This is a genomic window from Pseudomonas sp. 1 R 17, assembly GCF_900067035.1.
Lineage (GTDB): Bacteria > Pseudomonadota > Gammaproteobacteria > Pseudomonadales > Pseudomonadaceae > Aquipseudomonas > Aquipseudomonas marginalis.
In genome coordinates, this window is sequence record NZ_FKLB01000064.1 from 83,477 (window position 1) to 101,357 (window position 17,881).

13 protein-coding genes are annotated in these 17,881 nt (G+C 60.3%); 10 read left to right on the plus strand and 3 right to left on the minus strand.

Annotated features, from left to right (window positions below):
- Positions 1-131: 131 nt before the first annotated feature.
- The 7 genes from BFP99_RS26985 to BFP99_RS27015 all read left to right on the plus strand — a co-directional run bounded on the left by BFP99_RS26985 (position 132) and on the right by BFP99_RS27015 (position 8,134).
- A complete protein-coding gene (locus tag BFP99_RS26985) occupies positions 132-1,289 on the plus strand; it encodes an efflux RND transporter periplasmic adaptor subunit (RefSeq protein ID WP_065948647.1) in 1,158 nt (385 codons plus the stop codon).
- 12 nt (positions 1,290-1,301) lie between these two features.
- Complete coding sequence (locus tag BFP99_RS26990) at positions 1,302-4,391, plus strand: efflux RND transporter permease subunit (protein WP_065948648.1); 3,090 nt, start codon at positions 1,302-1,304, stop codon at positions 4,389-4,391.
- A gap of 91 nt (positions 4,392-4,482) precedes the next feature.
- On the plus strand, positions 4,483-5,124 hold the full coding sequence (locus BFP99_RS26995) for a DUF1345 domain-containing protein (RefSeq protein WP_053135146.1): 642 nt from the start codon (positions 4,483-4,485) through the stop codon (positions 5,122-5,124).
- Between the two features lie 72 nt (positions 5,125-5,196).
- Positions 5,197-6,036, plus strand: coding sequence for an AraC family transcriptional regulator (locus tag BFP99_RS27000; RefSeq protein ID WP_065927865.1), 840 nt, complete (start codon positions 5,197-5,199; stop codon positions 6,034-6,036).
- Between the two features lie 54 nt (positions 6,037-6,090).
- Positions 6,091-6,696, plus strand: coding sequence for a LysE family translocator (locus BFP99_RS27005; RefSeq protein WP_065948649.1), 606 nt, complete (start codon positions 6,091-6,093; stop codon positions 6,694-6,696).
- A gap of 118 nt (positions 6,697-6,814) precedes the next feature.
- Entirely contained in the window at positions 6,815-7,636 is an 822-nt protein-coding gene (locus BFP99_RS27010; RefSeq protein ID WP_141690831.1) for a hypothetical protein, read from the plus strand.
- Positions 7,637-7,684: 48 nt separating this feature from the next.
- Entirely contained in the window at positions 7,685-8,134 is a 450-nt protein-coding gene (locus BFP99_RS27015) for a hypothetical protein (protein WP_065948651.1), read from the plus strand.
- Between the two features lie 62 nt (positions 8,135-8,196).
- Here BFP99_RS27015 and BFP99_RS27020 read toward each other — a convergent pair whose 3' ends face one another.
- The 3 genes from BFP99_RS27020 to BFP99_RS27030 all read right to left on the minus strand — a co-directional run bounded on the left by BFP99_RS27020 (position 8,197) and on the right by BFP99_RS27030 (position 14,753).
- Positions 8,197-10,407, minus strand: coding sequence for an autotransporter outer membrane beta-barrel domain-containing protein (locus BFP99_RS27020; RefSeq protein ID WP_141690832.1), 2,211 nt, complete (start codon positions 10,405-10,407; stop codon positions 8,197-8,199).
- A 263-nt stretch (positions 10,408-10,670) separates the two neighbouring features.
- Complete coding sequence (locus tag BFP99_RS27025) at positions 10,671-12,656, minus strand: hypothetical protein (RefSeq protein ID WP_065948652.1); 1,986 nt, start codon at positions 12,654-12,656, stop codon at positions 10,671-10,673.
- A 144-nt stretch (positions 12,657-12,800) separates the two neighbouring features.
- Complete coding sequence (locus BFP99_RS27030) at positions 12,801-14,753, minus strand: hypothetical protein (RefSeq protein ID WP_065948653.1); 1,953 nt, start codon at positions 14,751-14,753, stop codon at positions 12,801-12,803.
- Positions 14,754-14,997: 244 nt separating this feature from the next.
- Here BFP99_RS27030 and BFP99_RS27035 point away from each other — a divergent pair, with 244 nt between their 5' ends.
- The 3 genes from BFP99_RS27035 to BFP99_RS27045 all read left to right on the plus strand — a co-directional run bounded on the left by BFP99_RS27035 (position 14,998) and on the right by BFP99_RS27045 (position 17,878).
- Positions 14,998-16,017 carry a LacI family DNA-binding transcriptional regulator gene (locus BFP99_RS27035; RefSeq protein WP_065927871.1) on the plus strand — a complete coding sequence of 340 codons (1,020 nt, stop codon included), beginning with the start codon at positions 14,998-15,000 and terminating at the stop codon, positions 16,015-16,017.
- 144 nt (positions 16,018-16,161) lie between these two features.
- Positions 16,162-16,944: a sugar phosphate isomerase/epimerase family protein gene (locus tag BFP99_RS27040; protein ID WP_065927872.1), complete on the plus strand. Its 783-nt coding sequence runs from the start codon at positions 16,162-16,164 to the stop codon at positions 16,942-16,944.
- Positions 16,937-17,878, plus strand: coding sequence for a sugar kinase (locus BFP99_RS27045; RefSeq protein ID WP_065927873.1), 942 nt, complete (start codon positions 16,937-16,939; stop codon positions 17,876-17,878). The genes BFP99_RS27040 and BFP99_RS27045 overlap by 8 nt, the downstream gene beginning before the upstream one ends.
- Positions 17,879-17,881 lie beyond the last annotated feature (3 nt).

A 17,881-nucleotide genomic window follows, 5' to 3' on the forward strand; every position in this document is an offset into this window, starting at 1 on the left:
TTGTGCAAGGATATACGCCCTCGGCGCCCCGCGCGCCGCACCTTACATTTCTTCACAGACGACCTACATAGCTTCACAGCACCACAGCGCCGGTGCCCTTAGGATGCGCCAGTCAATATTGGGATAAGAGCATGTCGAAGAATCTGTTTGCGCCATTTTGCCTGTTGGCCCTGATGCTGGCCCTGAGTGCCTGTGACCAATCGGCCGACGAAGCGCCGCAAATGCCCCTGGCCAAAGTGCGCATCGAAACCCTTGAGGCCAAGCCCCTCTCCATCACCAGCGAATTGAGCGGACGCATCGCCGCGCCACGCATTGCCGAAGTGCGCGCACGGGTGGCCGGGGTGGTGATGCAACGGGTCTTCAAGGAAGGCCATGACGTCAAACAGGGCGACGTGTTGTTTCGCATCGATCCGGCACCGTTCAAGGCTGACCTGGACAGCGCCCAGGCCAACCTGAGCAAGGCCGAGGCCAATGCGTTCCAGGCGCGCCTGCAGGAGCAGCGCTACAGCCAACTGGTGGAAGGCAATGCCATCAGCGGCCAGGACTACGACAACGCCCGCGCCAACCTGCGCCAGACCAACGCCGAAGTCGCCGCCAACAAGGCCGCCGTCGAGCGCGCCAGGTTGAACCTGGGCTATGCCACCGTGACCGCGCCGATTTCCGGACGCATCGGCCGCGCCCTGGTGACCGAAGGGGCACTGGTAGGCCAGAACGAAGCCACGCCCCTGGCGATCATCCAGCAACTGGACCCGATCCACGCCGACCTCACCCAGTCCACCCGCGAGCTCAACGACCTGCGCCGCGCCTTCCGCGCCGGCAGCTTGAAGCAGGTCGGCCAGGACCAGGCCAAGGCCACGTTGATCCAGGACGACGGCAGCCTCTACCCGCTGCCGGGCAAGTTGCTGTTCGCCGAGATCAGCGTCGACCCGGGCACCGGGCAGATCATCCTGCGCAGCGAGTTCCCCAACCCGGACCTCGACCTGTTGCCCGGCAGCTTCGTGCGGGTACGCCTGGAGCAAGCCGTCGACAAACAAGGCATCAGCGTGCCGCAACGCGCCATCACCCGCGACAGCGCCGGCATCCCCATGGTGCTGCTGCTCGACGCCGAGCAGACCGTCAGCCAGCAGCCGGTGGAACTGGGTGCGGTGATCGACGACCGCTGGGTGGTCAGCCATGGCCTCAAGCCCGGCGACCGTATCGTCGTCGAAGGCCTGCAGCACGCGCGCCCCGGTGAAAAAGTCGAGGTCGATGACAGCCCCACACCCGTTGCCCAGGCTTCCGGCCAATAAGGATCTTTGACAATGCCGCAGTTCTTTATTGACCGCCCGATCTTCGCCTGGGTGGTCGCCCTGTTTATCCTGCTGGCCGGCTTGCTGGCCATCCCGCAGTTGCCGGTGGCCCAGTACCCCAACGTCGCGCCGCCGAAGGTGGAAATCTACGCGGTGTACCCGGGCGCCTCGGCCCAGACCCTGGATGAAAGCGTGGTCAGCCTGATCGAGCAGGAGCTCAACGGCGCCGATCACCTGCTGTATTTCGAATCCCAGAGCAGCCTCGGCTCGGCAACGATTACCGCCACGTTCCAGCCCGGCACCCACCCGGAAATGGCCCAGGTCGATGTGCAAAACCGCCTCAAGGCGGTGGAGCCGCGCCTGCCCCAGGCCGTGACCCAGCAGGGTTTGCAGGTGGAGAAAGTCTCCGCCGGCTTCCTGCTGCTGGTGACCCTCACCTCCAGCGACGGCAAGCTCGACGACGTGGCGCTCAGCGATTACCTGGCGCGCAACGTGATGAACGAGCTCAAGCGCCTGGACGGGGTGGGCAAGGCCCAGCTGTACGGTGCCGAACGCGCCATGCGCATCTGGATCGACCCGCAGAAACTGATCGGCTTCAACCTCACGCCGGCCGACGTGAATGCGGCGATCAGCGCACAGAACGCCCAGGTTTCGGCCGGCAGTATCGGTGACTTGCCGGGTACCAGGACCCAGGAAATCACCGCCGCGATCCTGGTCAAGGGCCAGCTGTCCACGCCGGCGGAATTCGCCGATATCGTGCTCAAGGCCAACCCGGACGGCTCCACCGTGCGCATCGGCGATGTGGCGCGGGTAGAAGTGGGCAGCCAGGAATACCAGTTCTCCACACGCCTGAACGGCAAGCCGTCCACCGCCGTCAGCGTGCAACTGGCGCCGGGGGCCAATGCGCTGAACACCGCGACCCTGGTACGGGCGAAGATGGACGAGCTGTCGCGCTACTTCCCGGCCAATGTGGAGTACAAGATCCCGTACGACACCTCGCCGTTCGTCAAGGTCTCGATCACCAAGGTGGTCTACACCCTTCTCGAAGCCATGGCCCTGGTGTTCGCGGTGATGTTCCTGTTCCTGCAGAACGTGCGCTACACCCTGATCCCGACGCTGGTGGTGCCGATCGCGCTGATGGGCACCTTCGCCACCATGCTGTTGCTGGGCTTCTCGATCAACGTGCTGACCATGTTCGGCATGGTGTTGGCCATCGGCATCCTGGTGGATGACGCCATCGTGGTGGTGGAGAACGTCGAACGGATCATGGTCACCGAGGGGCTGTCGCCCAAGGACGCGACGAAGAAAGCCATGGGCCAGATCACCGGCGCCATCGTCGGCATTACCCTGGTGCTGGTCGCGGTATTCCTGCCGATGGCGTTCATGGCCGGCTCGGTGGGGGTGATCTACCAGCAGTTCTCGCTGTCGATGGCCACCTCGATCCTGTTCTCGGCCTTCCTCGCCTTGACCTTGACCCCAGCCCTGTGCGCCACGCTGCTCAAGCCGATTGCCAAGGGCGAGCACCATGCCAAGGGCGGGTTCTTTGGCTGGTTCAACAAGCGCTTCGAGCAGCTCACCGACCGTTACGAAGGCTGGGTCGCCTATGCCCTCAAGCGCAGCGGCCGTTACCTGCTGATCTACCTGGTGCTGTTGGTGGGCCTGGGGCTGATGTTCAGCCGCCTGCCCTCCTCGTTCCTGCCGGTGGAAGACCAGGGCTACACCATCACCGACATCCAGCTGCCGCCCGGCGCGAGCAAGAACCGCACGCTGCAGGTGGCCGAACAGATCGAAGCGCATAACGCCGGCGAGCCTGGGGTGGGCGACACCACCATGATCATGGGTTTCAGCTTCTCCGGTTCCGGGCAAAACGCGGCGTTGGCGTTTACCACGCTCAAGGATTGGTCGCAACGCGGCAGCGATGACTCCGCCGCCTCGATTGCCGACCGCGCCAACATGGCCTTCAGCGAGCTCAAGGACGCGATCGCCTATGCGGTCCTGCCGCCTCCCGTGGATGGCCTGGGCACCTCCAGCGGTTTCGAGTTCCGCCTGCAGGACCGCGGCGGTGTAGGCCATGCAGCCTTGATGGCGGCACGTACCGAACTGCTCGACGCCGCCGGAAAAAGCCCGATCCTGGCCAACGTGCGCGAAAGCGCCCTGGCCGAGGCGCCGCAAGTGCAGCTGGAAGTCGACCGCAAACAGGCCAACGCGCTGGGCGTCTCGTTTGCGGATGTGGGCAATGTGCTGTCTTCGGCCATCGGTTCGGCCTATATCAACGACTTCCCCAACCAGGGCCGCATGCAGCGCGTGGTGGTGCAGGCTGAAGGTGACCAGCGCAGCCAGGTGGCGGATTTGATGAAGATCCACGTGCGCAACAAGGATGGAAAGATGGTACCGCTGTCGGCGTTTGTCGAAGCCAAATGGACCCAGGGCCCGGCGCAACTGACGCGGTATAACGGCTACCCTGCAATCGCCATTTCCGGCGAGGCCGCACCCGGCCACAGCACCGGCGAGGCGATGGAGGAAATCCAGCGCCTGGTCAGCCAATTGCCGGCAGGCCTGGGCCAGGAGTGGACCGGGTTGTCGCTGCAGGAACGTTTGTCCGGCTCACAGGCGCCGATACTGTTGGGGCTGTCGCTGCTGATCGTGTTCCTGTGCCTGGCGGCGCTGTATGAAAGCTGGTCGATCCCGACGTCGGTGTTGCTGGTGGTGCCGTTGGGCGTGCTCGGCGCGGTGCTGGCGGTGACCTTGCGGGGCATGCCCAACGATGTGTTTTTCAAGGTCGGCCTGATCACCATCATCGGCTTGTCGGCGAAGAACGCGATCCTGATCATCGAGTTCGCCAAGGACCTGTATGACCAGGGCGAAGACCTCATCGACGCCACCCTGAAAGCCGCACGACTCCGGTTGCGCCCGATCATCATGACGTCGCTGGCGTTTATCCTCGGCGTGGTGCCCTTGGCGATTGCCACCGGTGCCAGTTCGGCGAGCCAGCAGGCGATTGGTACCGGGGTAATCGGCGGGATGATCACCGCGACCCTGGCGGTGGTATTTGTGCCGGTGTTCTTTGTGGTGGTCATGAAGCTGGTGCGCAAAAAGCGCTAAGGCTTTTTGGGGGACACTGTAACGGTGGCGGGCCCGCTTGCCACAACAAAAATGCGCTAAGGTGCTCACAGGTAACCATCTGTGAGCTGCCATGCCTTTTCTAGCCCGTACCCACCCTCGCCTCTCCGCCGCCGCTGTGCTCGGCCTTGCCGTCGGCATCCTGGCGCCGGCCGACACCCTCGCCAGCAAAATCCTCATCGGCTGGAACGCCGGGGTCTGGACCTACCTGGTACTGATGCTGTGGTTGACCAGCCGTGCCAGGGCCGACGATGTGAAGCGCATCGCCGAAATCGAGGACGAAAACGCCGGGCTGGTGCTGTTCACGGTGTGCATCGCCGCCATCGCGAGCCTCGCCACCATCACCTTCGAACTGGTGGGCAGCAAAGACCTGGCCACTTCCGAGCGCCTGCTGCACTACGGGTTTACCGGGCTGACGGTGATCGGTTCATGGCTGTTGATCGGGGTGATTTTCAGCGTGCATTACGCCCGCCTGTATTACACCTGGAACGGCAAGGAACCGGCGTTGCGTTTTGCCGAAGGACTGTTGACGCCGAACTACTGGGACTTCCTGTATTTCTCCTTCACCATCGGCGTGGCGGTGCAAACCTCTGACGTCGGCGTCGCCACCCGCGGCATGCGCAAGGTAGTGCTGGGGCAATCGCTGATCGGTTTTCTGTTCAATACGGCGATCCTGGGGTTCTCGATCAACATCGCCGCCGGGCTGTTCGGCTAGGCTGCACAAACCTTCTAGACGCCCTGGTGCCGTTGGGCGCTAATACCCTTACACATTCCGTCCCGGTGTTTTATGGCTGCGCATAATTGGATCGATCTGTCCCAGGACGCCGACACCGGCATCGAGACCCTGCGCGCGCATTTCGAGGGTCACGCCTATGACCCCCACTGGCATGACAGCTATCTGGTCGGCGTCACCGAACAAGGCGTGCAGCAGTTCAACTGTCGCCGCGCCCGCCACAACAGCGTGCCCGGCCAGGTGTTCCTGGTGGAGCCCGGTGAATTGCATGACGGCGACGCGCCCACGCCGGACGGCTTTACCTACCACATGCTGTACCTCGACCCGCAGTGGCTGGCGCGAGAAGTGAGTGCGGTGTTCGAAGAGGCGCCGCCCCATAGTCAATTGAGCTTCGCCACCACCTTGACCAGCGACCCGCGCCTGGCTCTGGTCACCAGCCAGGCCTTCCAGACGCTGCACAGCGGTGAACTGCGCATCGTGCGCCAGCGCGCCATGGACCAATTGCTCGAACACCTCACCGGCCAACTGTATTGGCGCAGCCGTTACCGTGAAGACCCACGCCTGCCGCAGGTGGCTCACAAGGCCCGGGAGTACCTGCACGCCCACCTGCATCACGATGTCGGCATGGACGAACTGGCCCTGGCCTGTGGCGTCGACCGCTTCCGCCTGAGCCGCGCGTTCAAGAGCGCCTTTGGGTTGCCGCCCCACGCTTACCTGGTGCAATTGCGCCTGGCCCGCGCCCGGCACGCGTTGGCCAGGGGCGAGCAACCGGCCGACGTAGCGATGGCCCTGGGTTTTGCCGATCAAAGTCACCTGGGCCGCTGGTTCGTGCGCGCCTATGGACTGACACCGGCGGCCTACCGCAAGCGCTGCTCAAACCTTCCAGACAGGTAAGCCACAGGCTTGTGAAGATGGACAGCCCTGATCTGTTCATTGGAGTCCGCCTGTATGCCATCCACCTTCCTGCCCTTCCTGTTATTCGCCTTCGTTGCCTCCATCACCCCCGGGCCCACCAATATCCTCGTACTCAGCAACAGCGCGCGTCATGGGCTGCGGGCAGCCGTACCGATCATCCTCGGGGCGTGCGCCGGTGCGGCGGGGATCGTGCTGGCGGTCGGTTCAGGCATCGGCGAATCACTGGTCCATCTGCCGCAAGTGCAAACCGCCATGCAATGGATCGGTATCGCCTGGCTGAGTTACCTCGCCTGGCAGATATTCAGCGCGCCGGCCCAGGCCATTGACACCGATGCCCCACAGAAACGCCTGGGCCTGCTCGGTGCGGCCAGCCTGCAACTGGTCAATCCGAAGACGTGGATGATGGCGTTGGCGGTGGTCAGTGTGTTTGCCGGGCAGGGAGAGGGGCGTGAGGCGCGGGTGTTGGCCTTGTCCCTGGTGTTTTTTGCGGTTTCCCTGCCATGTCTTGGGATGTGGGCGTTGCTGGGCGCAGGCTCCGCCCGCTTAGTGGGGTCGGCCAAGGCCATGCAACGCTTCAATCGATGCATGGCGATCCTATTGCTGGCGTCTGCCTGGCTGGGGATGTGGCACCCGGCGTAGACAACCGACGAATGGCACGGGGAACCTGTTAGTTCTGACAGTTGTGCGTTCGGCGCAGATGGCGCTGAATTGAGTCGCACACCACAGCAACCCATTTAAAGGGCGCGGGGGTTGATTCATGTCAGAACAACCGATGATCAATAATCTGGTTCTAAATGGCACCTTCGCCAGGCACGGGACCTCCTGGACCGCCACGGCCACCGCTCCAGGCCGGGTGGATTTTTCACGTCAACACTGCATCATCACTGCCACGGGACGCGCGGAACAGGAGGTGCCTGCTTCCGGCGGCACCTCCTACACCTTCAGTGCCTATACGTTGATTACCTATGAGGGTGCCGGTTCTGCCCGGCTGACATTTCGACCGTCGGATACAAGTGAATCCATCGGGCTGACGGGGAACCACGGCTGGACCCACCGATCGATCACGTTCAACACCCCCGCAGGCACGACCGGTATCACCGTACAACTGATCGGTGACGCCGGGGAAGTGTGGTTCGATAACGTCAGGCTGGTGGAAGATGAAGGCACCGTCATCCCCATCGAACTGATCCGCAATGGTGATTTCGCCGAAAACGGCAAGGATTGGAGTATCACGGAAATTCCTCCTGGATCTGTCTCGATCCATGACAACAGGTGCCAGGCAAACCTGGGTGGATTCATTGAGCAGGTGATTACCGTCACACCAGGACAAACCTACGATTTTTCCATTGAGGCAATGACCCCCTCAGGCGGTCATGGATTCGCAATATTCGAGCTCACACCGGACAGCGTGCAGCAAATAGAACTTCGCGGCGGCGGCGGCTGGGACACTTACACTCACTCGTTGACCATTCCGGAAGGAATACCGGAGTTCACGCTACGGATTCTGGGCGAGACCTTCCTCGTGGTCGACAACCTGTCCCTGAAATTATTCACCGCCTCAGCAAACACACCCAATTAGCGCGCTCATCACACACACGGGTACAACCCATCGCAGGAGAACTCAATCATGACCACTGCAACCGCACGAAAAGCTAAATCCGAAGAAACGACTAAGCAATATTTTCAAGGCAAAATTGGACGTGAGGATTTCAAGGCAGACTTTATTGAGCATGAATGGAAAAACAACTTTTGGCTGACTGAAGGCGCCATGAAAATTCCACCGGGTGAAACATCGAGACAAAGGGTGATTTTCAAATACCACAGCGAAGACTTGCCGTCCGGTCGTTATTCAATTCCAGACACCCAGTCCCCCTCTCGATACTCGGTGATTCTCATGACCGTCAACGACACGCCTGTCCCGGCTTATCAGGCACACCGGGGTACCATCGAGTTTTTTCACGACCCTAACGGCAATACGGTCGAGGGCGCACTCAACGTTTACCTCAAGGATATCGACGACAACGAAATAAATATGCAAATCCTGTTCAACACAAAAAATACGTCAGATGAGTCCTGACAAAACGCCCCGGATCCGGGGCGTTTTGTTAAACCTGTTTAAAGCGTACCGCCACTGTCGGATTACCAGTTATAGCGCACGCCGACATTCGCCCCCCACGGTTGATCAACATGTTTGCCCTGGCCGTAGTCGAAGTCGGCATGCACCTGCAGGTTCTGGGACAACGAGACCGAGAACCCCGCCCCCACTTCGATGCGGGAACCTGAGAGGTTATTGTCGAAAGTCTGGTTGTTGACCATGACTTTGTTGTTCTTGACAAATTCATGGGCCACGCCGGCGCGCAAGTACGGCTGAAGCACGCTGCCATCGTCCAGTACGAAGTCACGCCCCACCGTTACGCCCAACTTGCCCAGTACCGAGTCGGTGTGATCGTTCTTGGCTTTCAGGCCGTTGTCCAGGCGATAACTCTTGCCTTGTACCGTCACCACGGAGGCCTGGGCGAACGGTTCGACAAAGAAGTCATCGTCGAGTTTGATATGACGACCGACCTCCACGGACGCACCCAGCGCATTGGTGCTGTAGTTACCTTTGGTTTGCTTGCCGTCACTCAAACCGACCTTGGCATTGTTGTTCAGGCGGTTGGCCTTGACCACCCCATCCAGGTAATACCCGCTCTCTTCATCCAGCCAGGTGGCATACAGGCCCGCGTAGTAACTCTGCACCGTACCCGAGGTACCCCGGCTGAGATCCAGGTCGGAAGTACTGTGACCGGCCATCACCCCCAGCAACCATTGCCCGTCGCCTACCGGTGTATCGGCACCCAGAGAGAAACCGCGCTGGTTTTGATCGTAGGCTCCGCCGTCCCCACCGCTGATTTCGTACTTATTGCCGTAGGCACGCAGCCAACCGCCGGCTTCGACACCGCTATAGCGAAGGTCTCCCATGCGGCTGCGCAGGGAGGTCATTTCGCCATACCACACGGTCGGCGCCGTATTGAACAACGCCAGTACCGAGCGGGTACCTGGGCTGACGATACGATTGTTCGGGTCGAGGAACCAATCGTTGCCTTCCTGCTTGAGTCCATAAGACCAGGCCCCAACGTCCACCGCCCCGCCCAGCAACTCGAACTGCGCGTCACCGCCACCGGTATGGACGATATGCACCGCGCCAGGATTGCCGGGCTCTGCACCGCTACTGGCGAGCAACAGGCCATGATGACCGGTGGCCTCACCGCTGATATTCAAAAAGTCAGTCAGGCCCCGGGCAAAATCAGTGCCCATCGCAAAGGTGCCCTGGCCCGACAGGCGCTCCAGGTCCAACCGATAAAAAGCGTCATCGTCGCCGAACTTGACCACGCCGTCGGCCAGTCTCAGATCGCCGACCTGACTATGGCCGGTCATGATCCACAGGGACTCATCACCTACTTCCAGGGATGAAACGTTCTCCATGCGGCCGATCAATGAGGCCCGATCATTAAGCTTGAGATGAGCCTGGCTGCCGGACTCGACAATGACGTCACCTTGAAGCCAGCTGTTCTCGACCCTCATGTTCGCCGTGGAGTTGCCTTTTACTTCCAGCAAATGGCCATTGCCGCCGGTAAGGGTCGAGCCATTGCGTACCACAATATCCGCCACGGCGCCCTGGCCCCTGGCCCCCTGTACCAGCAGCGCAGCACCGGTGACGCCGGTCACGTGGGTTTGGTCCAGAAGCAGCGTATTGGCCCCCGGCGCATATCGGTCATAAGACATTTCCACGCCGTTGCGCCCACCAGTGATGTTGCTTTGATAGGCACGCGCCGTGGCGCTCTGCAGGCTCAACCCGAAACTGTCCGCGCCGGTACCGACTACCTGGCTATTTACGGTTTCCAGCAGGCTACCGCCGGTAACGGCGGCACCACCGGTTGCGCCCACGATGACACTGCCGTTTGCGGTTGCCGTGGACGCCTGGGTTGAGGTGGTAAATTTACCGACCACCATCCCATGGTAGTCAGCACTGGAAATCACACTGTCGTTGATCTGTGCTGTGCTGCTGAGCAAAGTGATGCCGGTCTGGAACGCGCCGGAAGCGGTGACGCGACTGGCGCCTACATTCACATTCGAGCCGCCTTGGGCGACGACAGTGCCCATGATCAAGCTGTTCTGGCTGACATTCAGGCTCGAAGCATTGGCATAAACGTCCAGTGTCCGTCCGTCTATTACGTTGAGCGTGGCATTTTGCAGCTCAAACGTATCGATATAGGCGTCATGGTCAATGGTTTCAGTGCCATTCTCGATGAGCCTGGCATGGGCCCCAGGTGCCAGAAACAATAACGTTACAACAGACGGCACCTGCATCATTGCAACTAACGGTTTTAACTTGAAAAACGAATTGATATTCACAACACACCACTCATTCAACAGACATTCCGCGACGGAACGGTTCGGCCTATTTCCAGAGGGTTGGAGCCAGGCCACTCAAGGCCGCAAAACTACAGATTGGAATTACCTGCATATGTAGGACTAATCCCAATCTATCTGTATGAATGAATGCTTGCCCCATGAGCGTGTGCACTGGGATATTGGAACCGAGGGGTGCGCAAACACCCCCCGTAGACTTTTTAGGCCACGCCATCCTCTTGGGTGGTAGGGGGTTGATTTTCGCAGAACACGCCATTCAAGTCCGTGAACCGAGTGCGGGTCCACGCTCTCACGGAGGGTTGCTCTCCCTCTCCGGGGATGGGAACGAAGTAGTGAAAGTCCGCCGAGTTCCGGACCGCTGGCCGTATGACAGCATAGGGGACAGTTATAGTGAATCCGTTGGCCACCATGTCTGGCGTCAATGGCGGCGAGTGGATCGTCGTGGTCTCGCCCAGCTGGCTATCGCCGGTGATATCGCTGAACACCCGCACCTCACAGCGGATCACCATAAACTCCCTGAAGTAAGTCATATTTCCGGGAACCCTGACAGTGCCCGCAAACGTCGTGCGATTGAGATCGGTACACGACCAGAATGCGGTCGCCTTGGAAAAGGTTGCCGGCTCCAGTACGACCTTATTGGCATTGACAACCACCGGCTGTGGCGCAGAGCGCTGGATGTTGTCGTTGGTCGCCCACTCCAGCGTGTAGAAGACGTTGACTGTACCGTTACCGACAGCACGAATTATCGACCAGGGTACGCTCATTGAAACCGTATCCCCCGGTCCTTCGGTGGTGATCGGCACAACGTCGAACGCATATTCAAAACTGCCCCAATACCCCCTCAGCACCGTGCCTGGCGCCGGAATAGGCGTGTCCCACAGTACGATTTCAACCGTAGCTTGATTCTCGAAGTCATCTTCAGTCAGCTCGTTTTCCACGTCTGGATCAGAGCCGTAGACCAGCACGGGATTGAGCAGCGAATTCTCCGGGTCGGTTCCCGGCGTGGGACCTGGCGCGGAAAAATCAATTTTGATGTCATGGGTAGGCGCATCGAATGGACTGCCGTTACGGTCGATAAAATAATCAATCGAGGTATCCAGTTCACCTGTGCTCGTACCGTAATGGGCCAGAAGTGTCGCCCTGCTGACGGGAAGCATTAACGGAAAGGGCAAATAAAAATTAACCGCGAAACGCTGTGGCGGCTGGCTACCGAGCGTCAGTTCGATTACATCGATCGTCGGCAGATTGTTGGCATATTCGCGAATAGCGACGTAAACCCCGGTCGGCTCATAAAGGTCCTCCAAGTCAAGCAGGCCATCATCAGGCAGAAGCGCCAAAGGTACATACGCTTCCAAGGGCTCTGGTTCAGCGGTCAGATTCAACTTAACGCGCGCAGGGGCTGAGTCTTTGCTGATGTTGCCGGCGAGATCGATCAATTGGTAAAACAGGTAGTTGAGTCCCGCGCGGTTGCCGGTAATCAACGCCCACGGCACGGTAAAACTCAACGCAGCGGTTATGGGATAGGTGTCAATCGGCTCAGACAATTGTGAAGAGAAGTCGGGAGAAAAATACACGGCGATGCTAACGCCCAACTCGGCACCACCCGGAGCATCCGGAAAGGTGCACACCAGACCGTCCGGGTTGTCTTCAATATGTTGCTCAGTGATTTCATCTGTCAAATAGCCCGGAAAACTGGGCGCAGGCGGATAGTTGGGGCGTAGAGGCTCGGTTCGGTCGACCTCCAAGGGCGCCCCCACCCTCAGCGGCGTGGGGGATGCGCCTTCATAAAGGATGTAGCCGATCTCATGCTGCCCTTCCGTCAGCCGGGAGACAGGGATGTCCCGGATAAAGGGTTCGTCAATAGGCTGGCGATCAGGGAATGTGGGGGTTTGGAATTGCACGCTATACATCGCCGCCCCCCAATTCGTGGAGCCTTTGCCGCGCATATGTATATCGAGTCGGGTGGTTGCCGGATCAAGATCTTCTTCCTCCGCCAACTCTGAAATATCAAACGTAACAGGAAGCGGTTTTCTCGCATCGATCTCCAAAATCAACCCGTTTTCATTCAGAGAGTCAAAGGTAGGCAGAGGCAGCGCCAAGCCCCCTGCTCTACGCCGGGACAAGAGTTCTTTATTAACCTCGCGCGATTGAATGGCAGCCTTCTGCTTTTTACTTAACGTTGTCATCTGTATTCTCCTTTTGCACTTGAAGTCACTCTTACAGCCGGATAAACCATTGCCTCACATGACACTCATCAAGTCGCACAGCTGCTTCATCGCCACCACCAAACGCCGCAATTCATATCAGCCATCACTTTAAAGTGCCCTACACTACTTGCCCGCCGAATCCTCTCCGTCCGGACCGCAGTAACTCCCTCCCGAGTACTTCTGGTCAATCTTCGCGTAGCGTTCCCTTGACGAGCCTATGATTCTTTTCTTGCGCCACAAGGTATACGTGACGCCCACCGAACTCCCCGGACTGTTGGGGTGCGGTGACCTGATCGGTTTGATTTTTTCTTCATAGTTGGATTGCTTGAACGTATATCCCTCTTGGGCCTGCTGCTCCGTCAAGCGGTGCGTCAGGGTGTCCGCAGTCAATGTTATGGCCTTGCCACCGCCTCCGAACTCTTCATAGCCCTGCCATGTCACCACAAGATCATCGTCTTTCCTGAAGGCGCCCTCAGGAAGAATCCGAATGGGAATGTGATCCCACATCGCCGGGCTGGAGCCACAGTTAATAAACATGTTGTTATTGGCGCTGGGGTACTCGACACGCTGAAAGACCAGGGGAGGCACTACATCGACATTGACTTCAGTAAAGTTGGAAAGCTGTTCATTAACGCCATTAAACGTCGTGTAGTACACCTGCATCTTTTCCTCATTGCCGGCACCGACAATAACTTCCCACGGAATATCACTGAACTCCACGCGCACGCCCTCGGCATCACCCTTATCGGTATCGACGACATAGTGCGCAATCGGGTTATCCATGCTGGGAAAGTCCCCCCAATACAATTCCAATACTTCGCCGTTGCGCGGCTGGTGATACAACGGGACACTGGCATACACGCGCTTGCCCTCATCACGAATATCAATGTGGTTTTCAGTCATGGAGCCTTCACCCCATACCGTCACCCTGGGCAGGTTAAGGTTGAGCAGTGCGGGGGCATCGAGATGGTCCTGCCCGGCGACTCTGAAGTCCCAGCGGATCAATGCCGGCGGGCTGGGCGGGGTGGGCGTGTCGCTACCGGACCGGGTAATGGTGTAAGTGGCCACGCCTTCTGCGAGTCCCAGGCCATCCTCTATCAACCTGGGCCACGGGATGACGACATCGAAAGGCAACTCGGGGACGGACTGGCGGGTAAGCACGGTTTTCCCCCATCGGACTGTGACCCGGTCACCGGCTTGCCAATTGTCGTATTGCACCTTGGCGACTACGCCGATCCGAGCGTCATGCCGATTGATCAGGCCGCTCGCCATCGCAGGAATGACAAGGGGCTTCAGATCAGACGGAACCGCCGACAACTGGACTTCCACAGGCGACTGCTCAGACCTGGGGCCGCGGTTGCTGGAGCGGTCCTGAAGCCGGATATGAACGTACTGAGTACCGTTGGGGTACAGGCGAAACAAATCCCCAGGCACAGGGAGGACAAGGGGCGTGTCTTCGAAGGGAAACTCTACATAGTCACTCGGCGCAGCGTCCGGTGGCGGGTTTTGGTCCGTAATCCAGTAATAGATCCTGTCCCAGGATCGACGACCGTTGTAGGGCGGCACTACCAGGTCAACGGTTGGATGCGTGGCCAGATAGCCTTCATCAATCAACCCCACCGGAAAAGCCGGGGACGGCGGGGTAACGTTATTGTTGGGTGGGCTCCGATCAAGCACCAGGGTCCGGAACTCCGACGTAGTCGGCAGACCGGTTTCATCAGTGATCCGATAAGCCAAGCGGACTGTGCCGTCGTTCTCCAGATAGTCTCGCGGCACACTGATCGAAAAAGGGAATGCCTTGGTAATCGGGCCATCCCACCGCTCCCGGAACGGCGGGACACCCTCACCGCCACTGCGCGACCAAACGATTTCGACAATATTGAACTCACCGGCTTGCGCAGCATCCTCCCACAGTTCCGGGATCACCACTTCCAGGTCGCTGTCGAGATATTGGTGAGGGATATACCCCTCCACGATCGGTGGGACAACATCGTCCAGAATGGGCACCCGAATATCGGCCAAGCGCAAAATGCCGTTATACAGCCGCCTACTTTCGGGGGTTTTATCAGCACTCATCGGAGCCTCCCGTCATACCCATGTCGCACACCGCCACGGCGCGTCTGGTATTCATTAAACGCTCAATGCCTGGCGTCGAATACTGTCAGAACTAACAGGTGGGTATCGCCACTTGTCGGATATCAAGCGATGCCGAGGGCATGAGACGCTTGACGAAATGAGCGAGTTGATGTCTTCTGAAACCGGTTTCAGCCTGCCAAGCCACGGCTGAAACCGACTCATCCAATAAGAAAGGCCTGCGACCGTGACTCCTTTTTCCGCCGCCCAGCGCACCCGCGTCACCATGCTCGACGTCGCCCAACACGCCGGCGTCTCCAAGGCCAGTGTGTCGCGCTTTATCGGCGACGACCGCGCCCTGCTCTCCGATGCCATCGCCCTGCGCATCGAACACGCCATCGAACAGCTCGGCTACCGCCCCAACCAGATGGCCCGCGGGCTGAAACGTGGCCGCACGCGCCTGATCGGCATGCTGGTGGCCGATATCCGCAACCCCTACTCCATTGCCGTGATGCACGGCGTCGAAACCGCCTGCCGCCGGCATGGCTACAGCCTGGTGGTGTGCAACACCGACCGCGATGACGAGCAGGAGCGCCAGCATTTGGCGGCGCTGCGCTCGTACAACATCGAAGGGCTGATCGTGAACACCCTCGGCCATCACCTCGACCAATTGCTGGAACTGCAGCGGGAAATGCCCCTGGTGCTGGTAGACCGCAAGGTCGAGCCGCTGCACAGCGACTTGGTGGGGCTCGATAACCCGGCGGCGGTGCGCATGGCGGTGGAACACCTGGAACAGCAGGGTTACCGCGATGTATTGCTGGTGAGCGAAGCCTGCGATGGCACCAGTTCACGGCAGGAGCGCCTGGACAGCTTCAAGAGCGAAATCGCCCGGCGCCCGGCGCTGACCGGCGCGGTGCTGGCGCTCGATGACGGGCTGGAACAACGCCTGCAAGCCTTTCTCGCCAAACCCGGGCCCAAGGCGGTGTTCTGTGCCAACGGCGTCGCCACACTGGCCTGCACCCGTGCGCTCAAGGCGCTGGACTGCAAGCTGTTCGACGACGTAGGGCTGATCGCCCTGGATGACCTGGACTGGTACCCGCTGGTGGGCAACGGCATCACCGCCCTCGCCCAACCCACCGAAGCGATTGGCGCCAGTGCGTTCGACTGCCTGCTCAAGCGCTTGCGCGGTGACACCGAACCGACCCGAACCCTGGACTTTTTGCCCCAGTTGATCATCCGAGGCTCAACCCAGCGCCCCTGCACGTAGCAGCTGCCGAGCCTTGGCGAGGCTGCGTCGGCGGCGTACCTGACACACCGCAAACGCAGCCTCGCCAAGGCTCGGCAGCTGCTACGGCAGAGTCGATTAGATATTTAACGCAAAAAATGAAACCGGTTTCAGAGGTAAACAACAATGCACAAATACCCCGTCTCCATCAGCCTTTCCAGCTACGGCGCCGACCTGGTCCGCCAGCAAGGCCAATTGAGTTTTGTCGAATTGCTGGCCGCCGCCGGTGCCCGGCGCATCGAGTGGCGCGAAGAACTGCTGACCAGCGAGCAACCTGCACAACTGGCCCAGGCTGCCGCCGAGCAAGGCCTGGAGTCTGTGTTCTCATCGCCTCTGGAATTGTGGATCGCCGGCCGCGCCCAGCCGAATGCCGACCTCAACGCAACCCTGGACCGCGCCCAGGCCTTTGGTGCGCGCTGGCTGAAAGTCTCCCTCGGCTACTTCACCGACACCAACGACCTGGAAAGCCTGCACGCCCTGCTCGCCCGCCATCCGGTCAAGCTCTTGGTGGAAAACGACCAGACCCTGCACGGCGGGCGCATTGAGCCGATGCAGCGCTTCTTCACCGAGGTCGAACGCCTGGGCCTGCCGGTGAAGATGACCTTCGATATCGGCAACTGGCAGTGGCAGGACCAGTCCGCCCTGACCGCCGCGCGCCTGCTCGGCCGGCACGTCGACTATCTGCACTGCAAGGCCGTGGCCCGTCGCGCGGACGGCAAGCTGGTGGCGCTGCCGCCCGGCGCCACCGACCTGCATCTGTGGGAACAACTGCTCACGCACATGACTCAAGGCATTACACGGGCGGTGGAATTCCCGTTGCAGGGCGATGACCTGGTCGACGTCACCGCGCAACAGGTCGCAGCCCTCGCCCTCCTTGGCCAACCCCGTGGGGAGAATGCCCATGTCTGAGATCGATATCCTCTCGTTTGGCGAAACCATGGCGATGTTTGTCGCCGAGCAGACCGGCGACCTGGCCCAGGTGGCACAGTTTCACAAACGCATTGCCGGCGCCGACAGCAATGTCGCCATCGGCCTGTCGCGCCTGGGCTTCAACGTCGCCTGGCTGAGCCGGGTGGGCAATGATTCCCTCGGGCGTTTTGTGGTCGACACGCTGAAAAAAGAAGGCCTGGATTGCCGGCACGTGGCGGTCGACCCGGCGCACCCCACCGGCTTTCAACTCAAGTCCCGCGAAGAAGCCGGCGATGACCCGCAGGTGGAGTATTTCCGCAAGGGCTCGGCCGCCAGCCATTTGTCCACTGCGGCCATCAGCCCGGCGCTGTTGCAGGCCCGCCATCTGCATGCCACCGGCATTCCGCCGGCCTTGTCCGAGGCCACCCGCGAGCTGTCCCGCGAGTTGATGACACAGATGCGCAAAGCCGGTGGCAGCGTGTCGTTCGACCCAAACCTGCGTCCGTCGCTGTGGACCAGCCAGGAACAGATGATCCGCGAAATCAACGCCCTCGCCGGTCTCGCCGACTGGGTCCTGCCGGGCCTGGGCGAAGGCCGTCTGCTCACCGGTTTCGACGACCCGGCGGATATCGCCGCCTTCTACCTCGACCAAGGCGCCGAAGCCGTGGCGATCAAGCTCGGCCCGGACGGCGCCTACTTCCGCACCCAGCTCGACCAGGGCTTTGTCGCCGCCGTGCGCGTGGACAAGGTGGTGGACACCGTCGGCGCCGGCGATGGGTTTGCGGTGGGCATGATCAGCGCCCTGCTGGAAAACCTCAGCTTCCCCGAGGCGGTACAACGGGGTAACTGGATCGGCAGCCGCGCCGTGCAAAGCCGCGGCGATATGGAAGGCTTGCCCACCCGCTCCGAATTACCCACCCGATCCGTCGCTTGACCC